Raw genomic sequence first — 17867 nt, forward strand, 5'->3', positions numbered from 1 at the left:
TCCGTCGAAGGGATGTAACCAACCAGCGGAAACAAGGGGAGCACCTGATGGAAGCGCGTCTCAACGTCTTCGGCAGCCCGCTCGCGGCCACCTTCCTCAAGCACATCAATTCGGCCGGTAAAGCGGTCACCGACTCCGCCGTACCGGCGGCCACGCAGGAACTCGTGAAGATCCGCGCCAGTCAGATCAACGGCTGCGGATTCTGCCTGGACATGCACACCAAGGAAGCCGTCGAGGCCGGCGAGACCGCGACACGCCTGCACCTGGTCGCGGCCTGGCGGGAGGCCACGGTCTTCACCGACGCCGAGCGGGCCGCCCTGGAGCTGGCGGAGCAGGGCACGCGTATCGCCGACACGGCCGGGGTCACGGACGAGGCGTGGGCCGATGCCGCCGAGCACTACGACGACGACCAGCTCCTCGCCCTGGTGGCCCTCATCGCCGTCATCAACGCCTACAACCGGCTGAACGTCATCATCCGGCAGCCGGCCGGGAACTACCGGCCCGGTCAGTTCGGCTGACGGCCTGTCCGCTGCCCGGACGCTCCGGGGGGTGCTGGCGGACGCGGGGGTGAGCCCCTGTCCGTGACGGTTCCGTGGCCGGGAATTCCGTACGGATACCCGCAGGCGAAATGGTCCCGGAAAACGTGAGGAATGCCGTTCAAAAGTGCTCCGCCGCGCTAGTCCGTACAAATTGTTCCGGCCATGAGCCCACAGTTCCGGTTCGATTACAGTGCTTGCGCAGTCGCACCGCAGGCCGGACGGAAGGGGCACGGTGAGTACGGGAACCACAGCTGTCTGGGGCCGTGTCCAGCAGCAGGACTTCCGCGGCCGGGTGCGGGGGTCCCTGCTCGGCGGCGCCATCGGGGACGCGCTCGGGGCAGGCGTCTCGGGGCTCACCCTGGAGGCGATACGCGCCGCACACGGCGTGGACGGCGTGGCCGACTTCGTCCCCGCGCACGGCAGACGCGGTGCCGTCACCGCCGCCACCCAGCTCACCCTCTTCACCGTCGACGGGCTCATCCGGGCCCAGGTCCGGCGTGACACCGGTGCCTGGCACCCGCCGACCGACGTGCACCGCGCCCACCTGCGCTGGGCGGCCACCCAGAGCGCCTGGGGGCCCGACGAGCGGCGCAAGGACAACGGCTGGCTGGCCAGGGAGGAGTGGCTGTACACCCGCCGCGCCCCCACCAGGGAATGCCTGGCCGGCTTCGGTGACGGCACGATGGGCACGCTCGCCGTGCCCAAGAACCCGGCCGCGCGGGACTCGGCCGCGCTGACCCGCTCCGCGCCCTTCGGGCTGCTCGTGGGCTGGGAACCCCAGCTCGTGCTCCAGCTGGCCGTCGAGTGCGCCGCCCACACCCACGGCCACGCCACCGCCCAGCTCGCGGCAGGGGCCCTCGCGCTCCTGGTGCACGGGCTGGCCCGCGGCGAGACCCTGGACGGAGCGGTCCAGCACGCACTGGCGCTGCTCGCCGAACGCCCGGGCGGCGAGCAGGTCACCGATGCGCTCCGGCAGGCCCTCGGCTCCGTACGCCAGGGGATCCCCGGGCCCGCCCTCATCGAGGCACTCGGCGACACCGACTCAGCCGAGGAGGTGCTCGCCGTGGCGCTGTACTGCGCCCTGGTCGGCGAGGACGTACGCCACGGGCTGCGGCTCGCGGTGAACCACTCCGGGCCCTCGGCGGCCACCGGGGCCGTCTGCGGGGCCCTTCTCGGGGCGCTGCACGGCGAGACGGCGCTTCCGCCGGCCTGGCTCGCGGAGCTGGAGGGCCGCTCGACCCTCCTCGAACTCTCCGACGACTTCGCGATGGAGATGACCCAGGGGCCCGCCCTGCACAGTCCGGCCGCGGTCGCGCCGGGGTGGCTGGCCCGCTACCCGCGGGACTGAACGGGGACGGGCCCGTCCCCGTTCCGGGACCCGGCCGGAGCGGGCGTCAGGACAGGACAGCGGTGGGTGGACGCCGCCGCGCCCGCCCACCGCCCAGGTGCCCTCGTGTGCTGGCCCGTCAGTCCTTCACACCCTCCGGGACCCCCGTGTTCTCCGGGCCGGGCTTCTGCAGGGGAACGGCCGCCGCGGCGCCTTCGCCGGCAGGGCCCCCGTCGTCGGTGTTGATCATCTCGATGACGGCGTCGCGCTCCGGGGTGTCCTCGGGCTTGACGAACCCGATGACGATGTAGAGCACGAGGGAGATCGCCAGCGGCAGGGCCACCTGGTACTGCAGGGCGACGTCCGTCTTCACCGAGCCGTCGAAGTTGTAGTTGGTGAGGTAGAACGCGATCAGGCCGGCCGCCCAGCTGGTGAGCGCCGCCGTCGGACCCGACCTGCGGAACCTGCGCAGCAGGCCCAGCATGAACGGGATCGCGATCGGGCCCATCAGTCCGGCCACCCACTTGATGACGACCGAGATGATGTCCTTGAACGTCGGCGAGTTGATCTGTGTGGCCAGGGCCATCGACAGGCCGAGGAACGCGAGCGTCGACAGCCGTGCGGCCAGCAGGCCGCTGCGGTTGCTCCAGGTGCGGGCCGCCTTGGAGAAGACCGGCGCGATGTCCCGGGTGAAGACCGCCGAGATGGCGTTGGCGTCGGACGAGCACATGGCCATCGTGTGCGAGAAGAAGCCGACGACGACCAGGCCCAGCAGCCCGTGGGGCAGCAGCTGCTCGGTCATCAGCGCGTAACTGTCCGAGGCGTCCGGCTTCTTCGCCTCGACGAGCAGCGGTGCCACCCACATCGGGAAGAAGAGGACAACCGGCCAGACCAGCCACAGCACGGCCGAGAGCCGGGCCGAACGGGTAGCGGAGCGGGCGGAGTCCGTGGCCATGTAGCGCTGGGCCTGGTTCCACATGCCGCCGTTGTACTCGAAGGTCTTGATGAAGAGATAGGCCAGCAGGAAGGTCACGGTGTACGGGCCGGCCGTCGGGTCCGTGTGGCCCTCGGGCAGCTTGTCCCAGACCGTCCACAGCGAGCTGAAGCCGCCCAGCTCCTTCATGGCGATGACCAGCATGGCCAGGCCGGCGAAGAGCTGGATGATGAACTGGCCGAGTTCCGTGAGGGCGTCCGCCCACAGCCCGCCGACCGTGCAGTAGACGGCAGTGATGGCGCCGGTGATGAAGATGCCCTGGGTGAGGGTGATGCCCGTGAAGACGGAGAGCAGCGTGGCGATGGCGGCCCACTTGGCGCCGACGTCCACGATCTTCAGGAGCAGCCCGGACCAGGCCAGAGCCTGCTGGGTCGGGATGTTGTAGCGGTTCTTGAGGTACTCGAGCGGCGAGGCCACGTGCAGCCGCGAACGCAGCCGGTTGAGGCGGGGCGCGAAGAGCTTCGCGCCGATGCCGATGCCGATCGCGATCGGCAGCGACCACGTCACGAAGGACGTGACGCCGTACTGGTACGCGATACCCGCGTAGCCGGTGAACATCACCGCGCTGTACCCGGACATGTGGTGCGAGATGCCCGACAGCCACCATGGCATCTTGCCGCCGGCGGTGAAGAAGTCGCTTACATTGTCCACGCGCTTGTGCGACCAGAGTCCGATCGCGACCATCACACCGAAGTATCCGATGAGCACGGCCCAGTCGAGACTGTTCATGTGCCCCCTCCAGGGGTCCGCCTTGTGAACGGGAACGCACTTCGTCAGTACGGCCGTTCAGCGGGGCCCCGTGCGGGAACGGGACTTCGGGGATTGAACCGCTAGTCCGGGTCCACGGTCAAGGTTTAAGCGATCAGGGATGTGAACGGGGATCAGCAAGGCGAACGATTTTACGGGGTCTTGACCTTGCGAGGCGTTGTCGTGAACGTGACCACGGCCACACGATGAGCGGGCACTTCGTCAGGCTGTGCACGGATCGACGCAATGCAGGAACGCGCGAAAGTACCCGAGAACGCAGAACGACCGCACGGGATGCGGGTCCCGTGCGGCCGGAGAAGGGGGAAAGCTGCACGACGTGACGCTCACGCACCGATGGCGCCGAACTGCGCTGCCGGTGTCGACTGCTGAGGTCGTGACGGGCGTGCCACGCCGATCGGTCACGTGTGTGTCCGGAGGCGGGTCAAGCCCCCTCGGCCAGGACGGCGGGCCGGTCGAGAGGGCTCCTGAACGATCGTGCGCGGTGAACCGGACTCATGCGGCGCGCGAGAGCCGGATGTGACCGGTCGCCGGTCAGGCGTTGATCGAACCCGATGCGACGTCACGCACGAAGGTGTTCCACGCTCCGGACACGAAGGAGAGCGAGGGGCCCTCGGGAGCCTTCGAGTCACGCACGGCGATGGCCTGTGTGACGGGCGACTTCACCTCGACGCAGGCCCCGTTGCCGCCGGAGTACGACGACTTCGTCCAGTTTTCCGTAGCGCCCTGAAGAATAGCCATGTTCACTCCGGTTCAGAGAGTTGATGTGAGAGGCACCAACTTCGTTCCTGTTGGCGTGATCGACGCTACTCGCCAACATCGCTTGGTGGTGGGGCCGTTCACTCGACCGGATGGCATATTCCATGCGGGTCTTCCGCTGTGAGGTGGTGGCGGTGTATCTTCCCGCCCCCACCTCACTTACATCAGGGCATCACCCGCGCATCAGACGTTGCCGGGCTGTCCTGTTCCGGCTGGCCCCGGAGGGCGCTCAGCGTGTGTAGCCCTTGGCGATGTCCTCGATGAACTGGCGGGTCTGGTCCACGTTCAGCGCCTGTGCCCGCAGGTGCTCGTACATGACGCTGTAGCGCTGCACGTCGTTCGCCTTCTCCAGGTACAGGTCGCTGGTCACCCCTTCGATGTACACGACGCTGGAGTCCGCCGCGTCGGGGAACTCCAGAATGGCGTACTGACCGTTGATGCCCGGGTGCGCCCCCATGTCGAAGGGCAGTACCTGCACGGTCACATGGGGCAGTTGGGACTGCTCGACGAGGTGCTCGAGCTGCTCGATCATGACCTGCTTGCCGCCGACCAGCCGGTGGAGGGCGGACTCGTCGATGACCGCCCACAGGCGCAGGGGGTGTTCCGGGGCGTTGACGCGGTCCTGCCGGCGGGCCCGTACGCTCACCCGCTTCTCGATGTCGGACGGCGGCGCCTCGGGCAGCGCGCCGGTGATCAGGGCCTCCGCGTAGCCCCGGGTCTGCAGCAGCCCGGGGATGACCTGGGGTTCGTACACCCGGAGGGACTCGGCATCGGTTTCCAGCCCGATGTACACGCTGTACGGGATGTCGCCGAAGGCGTGCCACCAGCCCTGCTGGCGGGAGTCCTTCGCCATCTGCATCAGCGAGTCGACGACGCGGTGGTCCTCGACCTCGTACACCCCGCAGAGATCACGTACGTCGCGCTGGCTGATGGAGCGGCGGCCGTTCTCCAGGCGGCTGATCTTCGACTGCGAGACCAGCAGCCGCTCCGCCACCTCCTCGGCCGTCATGCCCTTGATCTCGCGGAGGCGGCGCAATTCCTGGCCCAGCCGGCGTCGCCTGACAGTGGGATTGACGTTGGTCGGCACGGGAACGGCACCTCCGGCTATGCAGCTGTTGTAGCTGTGTGTGTCTGCTGCTCAGCAGATTGCCACCCGAGCACCCGGCCGCGCTGGAAAACGGCCACACGCAGCGACGGCACGCAAGAGCGCGGGGCAGCCGGTGGATCCGGCTGCCCCGCGCCTGGTGCGGCTCCCGAACCGGGTCATGGGGACGTCGGTGCGGCGGTGTGCGGTGCCCGCGCAAGTGTCCGCGCGGTCGTGCTGTCAGTGGACGGAGGTGTGCGCCATGCTGCCGCGGTGTGCTTGCGGCTGCAACGGCACGCTCGCCGTCTGCTGGGTGCGGCGTGGCTGGACGGCCACACCGTTCTGGACGTCCATCACGGCGTGCGCCACGAGGCCGCCCATCGGGTCGTGTCTGATCAGGTCCCGGAGCCGGGAGCGCGACGAGCGCCCCTCGTTCCCGGGGTACAGGTGCTTGCCGAGTCCGACCGCGTGGGCCAGTGCGGCGAGCGCCGCGGTCCGCGGGTCCGGCGGTACGCCGGTGCGGATCGCACTGTCCAGCCGGGCTTTGATGTCCCGGCTGATTGCCGTGTCCGTCGCCTGGTAGCGAGTCGTCGGCAGCACTCCGCACATCTGGCCCGCCACGGCATGAACCATGCCGCACCGCTCCAGATGAGCGAGGTAGATCTGGCGAAGTCCCAGCCGGGGTCCGCCGATCCAGTGGACGGCCCGAACCGGACTGCCACGACGGCGCAGCAGTTCCAGTGCGGAGTCCAGAGTCGGATCTCCTGTCGGCCGTGGCATCACCACGGCGATACGATCCCCGTCAGGGGCTATCCGTCCTGCCAGAGCCAGCTCCACTAGCTGTGCCCCGGCCAGGCCGAGGTCGAGCGACTGCGGCTGCGCTGTGGTACCCGTGGTCGGGTCCAGAGCGAGCAGCAGAAGCTCCTCCGGAATTGTTCTGCGGCTCCTGCCCATCCATGCCTCCCCGCGTGGATGAGTGACAGGGTGACCCCTCTCACAATGGTCTGTCGAGGGTGCCTGGGTGCTTTGTGAGGGAACCGTTAGGTATGTCGTTCTCGTCTAGCGGTTCGCTCAAGGGTTCACACAGGACACTGGTGAATGGTTCGGACAGTGCGGGCGTGACCCCGCGGCTCATCAAGGAGGTATCGGTGGCGGGCGAGTCCCCCGACATGTCGGAGCAGCGGAAGTCGTCGGGGACGGCCGAGGAACGCGATCCGCGTTTCGCCGTGTTCCGAGGACCGGGCGCTGAGGCGGGTGCGGATGCGGCGGGCGGAACCCCCGGCACCGCGACCGACAGCGAGACGGCGGTCTTCCGCATGCCGGACGCTCCTGCCGCGTCCGAGGGCGTATCGGCGCCCGAGGGGCGCGCGGAAGGCGCGGAGGGCCCCGAGGGAGGCCCTGAAGGGGCCGAGAGCCCCTCCGGGGTCGAGGAGGCGGCCGGGGAGGCCGCGCCGGCGCCTGAGGCGTCTGCGGGCCCTGCTGGGCCGTCCTCGGGCGGCGCCGAGGCGGATTCGGGCGGTGCGGAGGCGGATTCGGGCGTCAAGCCCGGTTCCGGAACCGGCAGGGATGCCGACACGGAAGCCGAGGCCGACACGGATGCCGACGCGGACACGGCTGAGTCCAGCCGGTCCGACGCCGATGTGAAGCCCGGTTCCGAGGCCGGTGCCGCCGACGCCGAGGAGGTCATGTCCGCGTCCGGCGGCCGGTCCGCCTCCGGCGCCGAGCGCGAGGATGCTCCCGAGGCGGCCCCGGTGGCCGCGCCGACCGCATCGGGAGCCGGCTCCGACTCCCGCGCCGATGCGGCCGACACGGATGGCGAATCCGGCACCGAGCCGGATGCCGGGCCCGTCTCCGGCTCCGCACCGGGCGCAGGGGCGCAGCCGAGCGACTCCCGGCTGCGTGCAGCCGTGGCGGCGTGGGTGGCGACCGATTCCGATGAGGAAAGCGCAGCTCAGGACGGTGCGGCCGAGGCGCGGGACGCGTCGTCGGACGACGCCACCGGCTCCGCTGCCGCTGTCGCCGACGGTGAGGCGGCGGATACCCGCGACGCCGCGAAGGCCACCGGCGACACCGAGGCCCCGACAGCGAGCGACACCGAGGCTCCGGACACCGAGGCCCCGGCCGGGAGCGACACCGAGGCCCCCGAGGAGACCGGCGACGTACCGGCCGTCAGCGCTTCCGCCGACGGCCCCCGCGTCCCGAAGACCCGCGAGGAAGCCTCCCCGGCGAAGGAGCCGGAGCCCGCGAGCGACGGCCGGGGAATCGATCATCCGACCGCCGTCTTCAAGGCGCCGCGCGCCGAACAGCTCGACCAGCCGACGACCGCGCTGAAGCTCCCGGCGAAGGAGAGCGAGGCTCCGCGTAAGCCCGCGTCCTGGGCCGCGAAGGCCTCCGCCGAGCGGACCAGCAAGTTCGTGCCGTTGCGCTCGGACGACGTACGCCCCAAGGCCGTGGTCGGTCCCACGGTCACCCCGGACGTCGCGGCAGGACCCGGCACTCCAGCGAGCCCCGGAGCCGGTCTCACCGAGGCCGAGCGGACCAGGCAGCAGCCCATGCCGCCCAGGCCGCCGCTCGACCTGCTCGCCGAGCTCACGAACACCCCGCCGCCCGAGGAGACGCCGGTCCGCACCGCGGTCCGGCGCGTCAAGATCTGGACGCCGCTGGTCCTGCTCCTCCTGATCGGATTTGCGATCGCACAGGGTGTGCGCCCGCTTCCCGAGCCGGTTCTCGAACTGACGACGAAGCAGACGTACGACTTCGAGGGGAGCAAGCCCTCCCTGCCCTGGCCGGGCGAGGGCCAGGGCTACATGGCGGCCACGGGCCTCGGCACGGTCGACTCGTTCGGTGAGCAGAAGGCGGTGCCGATCGGCAGCGTGGCCAAGGCGATGACCGCCTACGTCGTGCTCAAGGACCACCCCCTGAAGAAGGGCGAGGACGGGCCCGCCGTCAAGATCGACGCGACGGCGGAGAAGGAGGGCAAGCTCGACTCGGTGGGCGAGTCGACCCTCAACACGGTCAAGGCCGGCGAGACGATCACGCAGCAGGAAGCCCTTTCGGCCATCATGATCCCCTCGGCGAACAACATCGCCAGGCTGCTCGCCCGCTGGGACGCGGGTTCCGAGGAGGCGTTCGTCAAGAAGATGAACGACACCGCCAAGGAACTCGGCATGACGAAGACCACCTACACCGACCCGTCCGGGCTGAACGCGACCACGGTGAGCTCCGCCGAGGACCAGGTGAAGCTGGGCGAGAAGCTGGTCGAGATCCCGGCGTTGATGGACATCACCAAGCTGCCGTCCTGGACGGACCCGTCGGGGCACTTCCACCGGAACTACAACACCCTCGTCCCGTACGACGGCGCGCTCGGCATCAAGACCGGCTCCACCACGAAGGCCGGTGGCAACCTGCTCTTCGCGGCGCACAAGCAGGTCGGAGACACCGACCAGCTGATCGTCGGCGCGATCCTGGGACAGCACAAGCCGTCGATCATCGACACGGTCAACGCGGTGAGCAAGGAAGCCATGATCGCGACGCAGGGCCTGTTGGAGAGCCGTGCCGTCGTGAAGAAGGGGCAGGTCGTCGGCGTCGTCGACGACGGATTCGGCCACACCACCGACGTAGTCGTGGCCGAGGACGTGAAGGCGGTCGGCTGGCCCGGCCTCACGGTCAAGCTCGAACTGACCGATGACGGCAAGACGATTCCGAACACGGCGCCGGCGGGCACGAGGGTCGGCACGATGACCGTAGGAGAAGGCGCGAGCCAGGTGGAGGTCGCGGTCACGCTGAGCGGCGCACTGGCCGAGCCGTCCTTCGGCGACAAGCTCACGCGCATCACCTGACCGACCGGTCCGGCCCCCTGTCCCGTTCCCACGGGGCAGGGGGCCGTCCGCCGATAGGGCAGCGCGTGGAAAATGCCGCGTGCTAGCGTCCCGAAGGCAACGGAGGCGCGCCGGGAGGCGTCCCTCCGAGTATGGATGGGCCCGTGCGGTACACGGACGGTTCGGCAGGCCCGGGCGAGGACGGGGAGAGTCGCAGTGACCACGGCTGAGCCGACACGGGCGGACACCGGCCCGCCCGTCCCGAGCCTCTCCGTCCGGATCCCGGCCCAGCCCGGCGGAGGCAGCGGCGGCGCCGACGGCTCGATACGCAGGCGCCTCCGACGCCACCCGGTGCTGCTGACGACCGCGGTCGCCGCGGCCGTGCACCTCCTCTGGTTCTTCTTCTTCGCGAACAGCGGTGGCGACATCGCCGCCCAGGACGCCTGGGCCGAGTTCGTCGGCCGCCACCCCGGTACCGCGTACAACCTGGCCTGGTACGGGGGCATGCACCCCGTCTCGTACAGCGTGGTGTCGCCCTACCTGATGTCGGTGCTGGGCGTCCGTACGACGATGATGATCGTCGGCACCGTGTCCTCGGCGCTCACCGCACTGATCCTGGTGCGGGTGCCCGCCGTCCGTAACCCCGTCGCGTGCGCGCTCGCCGGGGTCTTCGCGTATCTGTGCAACGCCCTGTCCGGGCGGGTCACCTTCGGGCTCGGCATGATGTTCGCGCTCGGTGCCGTGGCCGCCGTCTTCTGCTGGCCCCACCGCTGGCGGTACAAGCGCTGGGCGAAGGCCGTCATCGCCGCGCCCCTGGCCGGGCTCGCGACCGCGGGCAGCCCCGTCGCCGGGCTCTTCCTCGGTGTGGTCGCCGCGGCACTCTTCCTGAACAAACGGCGCCCCGGGGCGTACGCGATCGGCCTGCCCCCCGTCGTGGTGGTGGTCCTCTCCGCGTGGTGGTTCCCGTTCTCCGGCACCCAGCCGATGGCACTCGGCACCCTGTCACTGCCCTTCCTGTACGCCGTGTTCGTGTTCTTCCTGGTGCCCCGCGACTGGCACACCGTGCGGACGGCCGCCGCGGTCTACGGCGCCGGGACTCTGCTGACCTATGTGGTCGACTCGCAGATCGGCTCGAACGTGTCGCGCATGGCGATGCTGTTCGCGGGCGTGGTCCTGCTCGCCGCGCTGCCCTACACGGCGCCACGCACCCGGCGCTGGTACGCCCTGGTCATCGTCTTCGCCGGGCTGAACTTCTGGATCTGCTTCAAGGGCGTCGACGACATCGTCCGTACCGCACCCACCGCGTCCTGGACCCGTGAGCTGGCCCCGCTGGTCAACCAGCTGCAGAAGGCGGGTGCGGACCGGGGCCGGGTCGAGGTCGTCCCCGCCAGCAGCCACCGCGAGTCCTCCGCGCTCGCGCCGTACGTGAATCTGGCCCGCGGCTGGAACCGGCAGGCCGACATGAAGCGCAACCCGCTCTTCTACGACGACACCCTCGACGCGGTGAACTACCGGGAGTGGCTGGACCGCTGGGCCGTGCACTACGTGGTGCTGCCGACCGGGAAGCCGGACTCCGGGGCCGAACAGGAGGCGGCGCTCGTCGAGAAGGGCCAGCCGTATCTGAAGAAGGTCTGGAGCGACGCGAACTGGAAGCTGTTCCGGGTCGTGGACCCGGTGCCGCTCGCCGACCTGCCCGCGACGGTGGAGCGGGCCGGCGCCGACGAGCTGACGATCCACGTGCAGTCGGCGGGGCGCGTCCTGATCCGCATTCCCTACTCCCGGTGGCTCGCCGTCGTGGACGGCGAGGGCAAGAGCGTGGAGCGGCCGCAGGAGACCGAGGAGTCCAAGAAGCGCACGGCGGAGGACGGGGACGCCCTGAAGGACTTCACCAACGCCCACGGCTGTCTGATCAAGGTGGAGGAGGACGGCGACGGCGACGAGTGGACCGAACTCCTCGCACCACGCGCGGGTGTCTACCGCCTGGCGGCCCCGTACCAGCTGCAGCCCGGCACACCCTGCCCCGAGGAACTGCGCCAATAGTGCGGGAACCCGCCCTCCGGGCGGGCGGCACGTTCGCGCGCACGGGGCCACACGGGTTCACGCGGCGCGCACCGCGCGCAGGCCCCTCACACGGGTTCACACCACCGCCCGGACGAACGCGCGGTCCCGTTCCTTCAGTTGTGCGGCCGGGCCGGCGGCCCTGAGCACCACATCCAGCGCCCGCTCCGGGTCGGAGGCGTAACAGCCGCTCGCCCAAGCCGCATTGGCCTCGACGGCCGCCCACTGCCCCGCGTCGGTGACCCCGACGTCGACGACGATCGCGGACGGCAGCGTGTGCCCCGCGGCGGCGAGCAGTTCCGAGCCGAACGCACGTGCCGGAGCGGACAGCGGAGCCGGGGACAGCCGTCCCGACACGGCGTACCGGCTGCCGGTGTGGATCCGCCCGTCCAGCAGGTACAGCCGGTACTCCGCGTCGAACGCGACGACGTCGCTCACCAGCACCACGGTCTCCGGGTCGACCGCGTCCGGCCCCGGCAGCCGGGAACCGTCCGCGTAGACCAGTGCCGGAATGCTCTTGTCGTTCGGCGACTTGACGAAGGCCGGCCGACGGAGCCCGTACACCTCACGGATGGGGACGGCACGGATCTCGCGCCGGACGAACGCGTCGGGCAGCCGGGCCAGCCAGTCGGCGGGAGCTTCGAGCGGCGCGATCCCCAGTACGGGGGCCACGGCGTCGGCGAAGGAGGGACCGGCGTGCAGATGCGCGCTCCGGCCGCGCAGCCCCTCGGGCACCTCGCCGCCGGTCAGCCGCACGGTGTCCAGGCCCCGCAGCCGGGCGGTGTCGCGGAGCATCAGGGCGGAGGCGGTGAGGCGGGGCGGGAATACGAGTGCGAGGGGCATGGACAGCGATCCTGCCGCAGCGGGCACGTGCGGGCCCACCGGATTTCGTTCGACAGCCCGCGCCCGGTCGGCTTGCATGGGGCGGATGCACGCCAACGAGACCGAGACCGACGCGGCACTGGTACGTCGCCTGCTCGCCGCGCAGTTCCCCGCCTGGGCGGATCTTCCCGTCGAGCCGGTCCGCTCCCACGGGACGGTCAACGCGATCTACCGGCTGGGGCCGGACCTGGCGGTGCGACTGCCCCGCGTCGAAGGCGGATCCAAGGACGTGGCGACGGAACACCGCTGGCTGCCCCACCTCGCCGAGTACCTTCCCTTCCCCGTACCCGCCCCGCTGGCCCAGGGTGTGCCCGGCGAGGGCTACCCCTGGTCCTGGTCGGTCTGCCGCTGGATCGACGGCGACAACCCGGCCGCCGGCTCCGGCGGTGCCGGACTCGCCGCCGACGTCGCGGAGTTCGTCCTCGCTCTGCGCCGCGCCGACACCACCGGCGCCCCGCCGGCCTACCGCAGCGAACCGCTGGCCGCACGGGACGCTGCGACCCGGGACGCCCTGGAGGCGCTCCACGGCGTCATCGACACGAAGGCGGCGGCCACCGCCTGGTCCGACGCCCTGCGCGCGCCCGCCCCGAGGGGCCCGGCCGTATGGGTCCACGGAGATCTCCAGCCGGGCAACGTCCTGGTCTCGGGCGGCCGCCTGGGCGCGGTCATCGACTTCGGCTGCATGGGTCTGGCCGACCCCTCCGTCGACCTGCTCGCGGGCTGGTACCTGCTGTCGGCCGGGGCGAGGCGCCTCTTCCGTACGGAGGTGCGGGCGGACGCCGCGGACTGGGCGCGGGGCCGGGGCTGGGCCCTGTCGGTCGCGCTCATGGAACTCTCGTACTACCGGACGTCGAACCCGGTGATGGCGGCGACGGCACGGCATGTGATCGGCGAGATCCTGGAGGAGGCGGGCTGAGGACCGGGCCGGGTCCGACGACGTCTCGCCGGCACGCCAAGGCACCGCGGTCGCACCGCTCCAGGGGACCGGGCGGGGCCTGGACCGTGTGTGGCAAGGTGTGCCGACAGCTCACGCCGGCCCGGCCTCGCGAGGGGGTCGGACCGGGAACGTCTCCCAGGCTTCCGGCATCCCGCAGCGACCTCCGGAGACGGCCGAGCGGAGTCCCGGGCGGAGTGTCCCCCGGTTCGTATCCCCTTCTGCAGGAGAACACCCATGAACGGAAAGCGCCGCCGCTTGCTGCTGGCCGCCATCGATCCCATGCTCGAACCAGGTGAGCAGGTCGAGGTGACGACCATCGTGAACCTGAGCTCGGTCTCCGTACGCCGGACCGCGGCGTTCGCGGCAGCCTCGGCGATCATGAGCGGTGGAGGCATGGCCGTGATCCCGGCCCCGGCCCCCATGTACCTGGCCATGACCGACCGCCGCCTCTTCGTCTTCCGGGCCAACCCGACGTTCGCCCGGCCCGAGGAGCACCTGATGACGATTCCGCGCGCCGGCCTCGTTCGCTCCGAAATCAGGGAGCGCCTGCTCAACTCGTCCTTCGTCGTATCCGCGCCGGACAACGAGCAGGGCCTGAAGGTCGTCTTCCCGCTGGTGGGCCGCAAGGACCGGAACGCGATAGCGGCGGTCCTGCCCCTGGCGGGCTGACTCCCCGTACACCGGGTGGCTGCCGCGGTGGCACCCACAACGAGCGGTGCGCCGCCGCCCGCCCTCAGGGGCCCTCGCGCCCGCCGGCGGTTTCCAGGGGGCCCTGACTGTGCGCTTCTCGTGCTCAGCGGTCTTCGGCCTCGGCCGGCGGGCGGCCTGCTTCCGCGGCGGCCGGGTCCGCGCAACAGGTGCTGTCCGTCTGCTCGGCCATCGAGTCGGTGTCCGCTTTGACGACGTAGATCTCCCACGGTTCCTGGCCGGGACCGCGGACCCAGACCTTGTCCTGGCGGGCGTAGCAGCAGGTGGTGTCGGTCTCGATGTCGGTCGCCAGCCCTTGGTCCTGGAGGCGGGTCGTGGCGGCGTGGACTTCTTCGGTGGTGGCGACTTCGACGCCGAGGTGGTCCATCCGCGTGCCGGTGCCCGGTGCGCCCTGGACGAGGACCAGCTTGAGGGGTGGATCGGCGATGGCGAAGTTGGCGTAGCCGTCGCGCAGTTTGGCCGGCTCGGTGCCGAAGAGCTTGCTGTAGAAGGCGATCGACGCTTGGAGGTCGGGGACGCGCAAGGCGAGTTGTACGCGTGACATGACGTTCCTCCGGACTCGGAGCGGTAGCGCCCAGGCCGGGAGTGACCGGGGCGCGGTGTTTCAGGAGCCGCAGCACCCACCGGACGCCGTGTCCTCGGCGGCTGCGACCGGAGCGGAGATGCCGGTGCCGATCTGTACGAGGGCGGGTGCCGGAGCGCAGCAGCCACCTTCGTCGGCCGGTCCGGCGGCGGGGTCGTCGAAGAGTCCGGCGCCGCCGCAGACCCCGGTTTCGGGAAGGGTGAGTTCGACGCGGTCGGCGGACTCGGTGTCGCCGGCGAGGGCGGCGGTGACGGAGCGGACCTGTTCGTAACCGGTCATGGCGAGGAAGGTGGGGGCGCGGCCGTAGGACTTCATGCCGACGAGGTAGACGCCCTTTTCGGGGTGGGAGAGTTCGCGGTGGCCGTGCGGGTAGACGGTGCCGCAGGAGTGCTGGTTCGGGTCGATGAGCGGTGCGAGCTCCACCGGCGCCTGCAGGCGCTCGTCCAGCGCGAGGCGGAGCTCGGACAGGAAGGTCAGGTCGGGGCGCAGGCCCGTCAGGACGATGACTTCGTCCACCGGGTCGAGGCGCCGGCCGTCCTCGCCGACGAGGGTCAGGCGGCCGTTGTCGGCGGGCTCGAGGACTTCGGTGCGGAAGCCGGTGAAGGCGTCGGCGTACCCGTCGTCGACCGCGGCCTTGGCGGCCAGGCCCAGGGCGCCGCGGGCGGGGAGCTGGTCGGCGCTGCCGCCGCCGAAGGTGGAGCCGCTGATGCCACGGCGCAGGATCCACACGGAGTGCGTGCCGGGTTCGTCCTTCGCGAGGTCGGCGAGGGTGGCCAGGGCGGTGAACGCGGAGGCCCCGGAGCCGATGACGGCGGTGCGCCTTCCCGCGTACCGGGCCCGGACCGCGGGGTCCTTGAGGTCGGGGATGCGGTAGGAGACGTGGGCGGATGCGGAGTGTTCGCCCAGAGCGGGGAGGCCGTCGGCGCCGACAGGGCTGGGGGTGGACCAGGTACCGGACGCGTCGATTACGGCACGGCCCATGATTCGTTCCTCGGCGCCGTCGGCGAGCTCGATGCGGATGGTGAAGGGCTGCTGGTCCCGGTCGGCGTCGACGATCCGGTCACGGCCGAGGCGGGAGACGCCGGTGACGGTGGCGCCGTAGCGGATCTTGTCCCCGAGGACGTCGGCGAGCGGCTGGAGGTACTGCTCGGCCCAGTCTCCGCCCGTGGGGTAGATCTCCGCGGCGGGCTTGGTCCAGCCGGTCGGCGCCAGGAGCTTCTCGGCGGCGGGGTCGGTCAGTTCGTTCCAGGTGGAGAAGAGCCGTACGTGCGACCAGTCGCGCACCGCGGTTGCCGCGGAGGGCCCGGCTTCCAGGACCAGTGGTTCGATGCCTCGCTCGACGAGGTGGGCGGCGGCTGCGAGCCCGGCAGGGCCGGCGCCCACGACGACTACCGGAAGGTTTGCAGAGGTGGTCATGGCGGTGATGTCCTCCGGGACGGGCGACCGTACCGCGTCGCTGTTTCGACTGTTGTCTATATTCGAAGGTTGCCACTCGTATCGATGAGTGTCAACATAGACGCATGTCGAAGTCAGAGGTTGGGGAGCTGCCGGTTCTGGATCCTGGAACGGTGGTGCCGTGCTGCCCGCCGATCACCGCCGGGGAGCTGTCGCAGGGCGACGCCGAGAAGATGGCCGTGATGTTCAAGGCGCTGTCCGACCCGGTGAGACTGCGGCTGTTCTCCAGGGTTGCCTCGCACCCCGGTGGCGAGGCGTGCGTGTGTGACATCCAGGACGTCGGTGTCTCCCAGCCGACCGTGTCCCACCACCTGAAGAAGCTGCGCGAGGCCGGCCTGCTGACCTCGGAGCGGCGCGGAACCTGGGTCTATTACCAGGTCGCGCCGTCCGTCGTGGCGGCCATGTCCGCCATGCTCGATCTGCGCAGCTGACCTCCGGCCGGAGCCCGCGGGTCAAGCGGCGCAGCCCCTTCCTCCGGCGTGGCGTTCCGGACAGTGCGTCAGCTTTCCCTTCCGGGGGTGGTGACCGCGTGGGGGGCGAACCTCTTGCGCCAGGCCAGCGCCACGTACACGAGCCCGATCAGGACGGGGACCTCGATCAGCGGGCCGACGACGCCGGACAGCGCCTGGCCGGAGGTGACGCCGAAGGTGGCGATGGCAACAGCGATGGCCAGCTCGAAGTTGTTGCCCGCCGCGGTGAACGCGAGGGTGCTCGTGCGGTCGTAGGCGAGGCCGAGGCCCTTGCCGAGGAGGAAGGACCCGAAGAACATGACCGCGAAGTACACCAGCAGCGGCAGTGCGATCCGTACGACGTCCAGGGGCTGCGAGGTGATCGTCTTCCCCTGCAGGGCGAACAGGATGACGATCGTGAACAGCAGGCCGTAGAGGGCCCAGGGGCCGATCTTCGGCAGGAACCTCTGCTCGTAGGATTCGCGGCCCATCTTCTTCTCGCCGATGCGGCGGGTGAGGAACCCGGCTAGCAGCGGTACCCCGAGGAAGACCACGACGTTCAGGGCGATGTGCCACACGGGGACGTCCAGGCCCTGCCCGTCGCCGAGGCCGAGCCACCGGGGCAGCAGTTCGAGGTAGAACCAGCCCAGCACGCCGAAGGCCAGGACCTGGAAGACCGAGTTCAGGGCGACGAGGACGGCTGCGGCTTCACGGTCGCCGCAGGCGAGGTCGTTCCAGATGATGACCATGGCGATGCAGCGTGCCAGGCCGACGATGATCAGACCGGTGCGGTACTCGGGCAGGTCCGGCAGGAAGATCCAGGCCAGGGCGAACATGACCGCCGGTCCGACGATCCAGTTGATGACCAGCGAGGACACCATCAGCGTGCGGTCGCCGGTGACCGTGTCCAGCCGGTCGTAGCGGACTTTTGCCAGCACCGGGTACATCATCACCAGCAGGCCGAGGGCGATCGGCAGGGAGATGCCGCCGATCTCGATCTTCGCGAGAGCGTCGTTCATGCCGGGGACGATGCGGCCCAGGCCCAGGCCGACGGCCATGGCCAGCAGGATCCACACCGCCAGGTAGCGGTCGAGCGTCGAGAGCTTCCTGACGATCGAGCCGGCCCCCGCCGGGCCGGCGCCCTCGGTGGAGACGGTCGTGGGCTCGGCGGAGGTCACGGGCAGGCCCTCTTGTTCCCGGCGGCGGCGCGGGCGGAGGCGGCCAGCGCGGCGAACTGCTCGGACAGGCCGGCCAGGACCTCGGGGCACAGCCTGTAGTAGGTGAAGCGGCCACACGGCTCGGTCTCCACCACTCCGGCCTCGCGCAGGACCTTCATGTGGTTGGACAGGTTGGTCTGCTTCGCGCCGGTCTCCTCCACCAGGTGCGTCGTGCAGAGCGTCTCGCGCGCCAGCAGGGTCACGATTCTCAGGCGGAGCGGATCGCCCAGAACCCTCATCACATCAGGATCGACTGAAGTCAGCATGCGCTGATACTCTCACGTCACCATTC

At 70.4% G+C, this 17867-nt stretch carries 16 protein-coding genes; 7 read left to right on the plus strand and 9 right to left on the minus strand.

Going from position 1 to position 17867, the window contains the following annotated elements; translation table 11 throughout:
• Positions 1-47: 47 nt before the first annotated feature.
• Entirely contained in the window at positions 48-518 is a 471-nt protein-coding gene (locus tag ABZ441_RS19810; RefSeq protein ID WP_358975557.1) for a carboxymuconolactone decarboxylase family protein, read from the plus strand.
• A 253-nt stretch (positions 519-771) separates the two neighbouring features.
• Complete coding sequence (locus ABZ441_RS19815; protein WP_358975560.1) at positions 772-1887, plus strand: ADP-ribosylglycohydrolase family protein; 1116 nt, start codon at positions 772-774, stop codon at positions 1885-1887.
• Positions 1888-2005: 118 nt separating this feature from the next.
• Here ABZ441_RS19815 and ABZ441_RS19820 read toward each other — a convergent pair whose 3' ends face one another.
• From ABZ441_RS19820 to ABZ441_RS19835, 4 genes are all read right to left on the minus strand, one after another.
• A complete protein-coding gene (locus ABZ441_RS19820) occupies positions 2006-3589 on the minus strand; it encodes a sodium:solute symporter family protein (protein ID WP_358975563.1) in 1584 nt (527 codons plus the stop codon).
• Positions 3590-4159: 570 nt separating this feature from the next.
• Positions 4160-4366: a DUF397 domain-containing protein gene (locus ABZ441_RS19825; protein WP_014155679.1), complete on the minus strand. Its 207-nt coding sequence runs from the start codon at positions 4364-4366 to the stop codon at positions 4160-4162.
• A 247-nt stretch (positions 4367-4613) separates the two neighbouring features.
• Positions 4614-5471, minus strand: coding sequence for a helix-turn-helix transcriptional regulator (locus tag ABZ441_RS19830; protein ID WP_358975567.1), 858 nt, complete (start codon positions 5469-5471; stop codon positions 4614-4616).
• Positions 5472-5708: 237 nt separating this feature from the next.
• Positions 5709-6422, minus strand: coding sequence for a GPP34 family phosphoprotein (locus tag ABZ441_RS19835; protein ID WP_358975570.1), 714 nt, complete (start codon positions 6420-6422; stop codon positions 5709-5711).
• A gap of 164 nt (positions 6423-6586) precedes the next feature.
• Here ABZ441_RS19835 and ABZ441_RS19840 point away from each other — a divergent pair, with 164 nt between their 5' ends.
• The gene (locus ABZ441_RS19840) at positions 6587-9307 is read left to right on the plus strand and encodes a D-alanyl-D-alanine carboxypeptidase (RefSeq protein WP_358975572.1); all 2721 of its coding nucleotides are present in this window, start codon (positions 6587-6589) and stop codon (positions 9305-9307) included.
• Between the two features lie 195 nt (positions 9308-9502).
• The gene (locus ABZ441_RS19845) at positions 9503-11326 is read left to right on the plus strand and encodes an MFS transporter (RefSeq protein WP_358975575.1); all 1824 of its coding nucleotides are present in this window, start codon (positions 9503-9505) and stop codon (positions 11324-11326) included.
• A gap of 96 nt (positions 11327-11422) precedes the next feature.
• On the opposite strand, the gene ABZ441_RS19850 is transcribed toward ABZ441_RS19845, so the two are convergent.
• Entirely contained in the window at positions 11423-12187 is a 765-nt protein-coding gene (locus ABZ441_RS19850) for an ATP-grasp domain-containing protein (RefSeq protein WP_358975577.1), read from the minus strand.
• Positions 12188-12272: 85 nt separating this feature from the next.
• Between ABZ441_RS19850 and ABZ441_RS19855 the strand changes: the two genes are divergently transcribed.
• Both ABZ441_RS19855 and ABZ441_RS19860 read left to right on the plus strand, forming a co-directional pair.
• Positions 12273-13142 carry an aminoglycoside phosphotransferase family protein gene (locus ABZ441_RS19855; protein ID WP_358975579.1) on the plus strand — a complete coding sequence of 290 codons (870 nt, stop codon included), beginning with the start codon at positions 12273-12275 and terminating at the stop codon, positions 13140-13142.
• A gap of 255 nt (positions 13143-13397) precedes the next feature.
• Positions 13398-13832 carry a hypothetical protein gene (locus ABZ441_RS19860; RefSeq protein ID WP_358975582.1) on the plus strand — a complete coding sequence of 145 codons (435 nt, stop codon included), beginning with the start codon at positions 13398-13400 and terminating at the stop codon, positions 13830-13832.
• A 124-nt stretch (positions 13833-13956) separates the two neighbouring features.
• On the opposite strand, the gene ABZ441_RS19865 is transcribed toward ABZ441_RS19860, so the two are convergent.
• Together ABZ441_RS19865 and ABZ441_RS19870 are read right to left on the minus strand one after the other, a co-directional pair.
• Entirely contained in the window at positions 13957-14415 is a 459-nt protein-coding gene (locus ABZ441_RS19865; protein WP_358975585.1) for an ArsI/CadI family heavy metal resistance metalloenzyme, read from the minus strand.
• Between the two features lie 60 nt (positions 14416-14475).
• Positions 14476-15870, minus strand: a complete 1395-nt coding sequence (locus ABZ441_RS19870; protein ID WP_358975588.1) for an NAD(P)-binding domain-containing protein — start codon at positions 15868-15870, stop codon at positions 14476-14478.
• Positions 15871-15974: 104 nt separating this feature from the next.
• Here ABZ441_RS19870 and ABZ441_RS19875 point away from each other — a divergent pair, with 104 nt between their 5' ends.
• Complete coding sequence (locus ABZ441_RS19875) at positions 15975-16340, plus strand: metalloregulator ArsR/SmtB family transcription factor (RefSeq protein ID WP_358975591.1); 366 nt, start codon at positions 15975-15977, stop codon at positions 16338-16340.
• A 68-nt stretch (positions 16341-16408) separates the two neighbouring features.
• Here ABZ441_RS19875 and arsB read toward each other — a convergent pair whose 3' ends face one another.
• A complete protein-coding gene (arsB, locus tag ABZ441_RS19880; RefSeq protein ID WP_358975594.1) occupies positions 16409-17536 on the minus strand; it encodes an ACR3 family arsenite efflux transporter in 1128 nt (375 codons plus the stop codon).
• Positions 17533-17841 (minus strand): metalloregulator ArsR/SmtB family transcription factor, encoded by a 309-nt coding sequence (locus ABZ441_RS19885; RefSeq protein ID WP_358975598.1) that lies wholly within the window; start codon positions 17839-17841, stop codon positions 17533-17535. The genes arsB and ABZ441_RS19885 overlap by 4 nt, the downstream gene beginning before the upstream one ends.
• Between the last annotated feature and the right edge of the window lie 26 nt (positions 17842-17867).

The sequence above is a fragment of the Streptomyces sp. NPDC005752 genome (assembly GCF_040630715.1).
Taxonomy (GTDB): domain Bacteria; phylum Actinomycetota; class Actinomycetes; order Streptomycetales; family Streptomycetaceae; genus Streptomyces.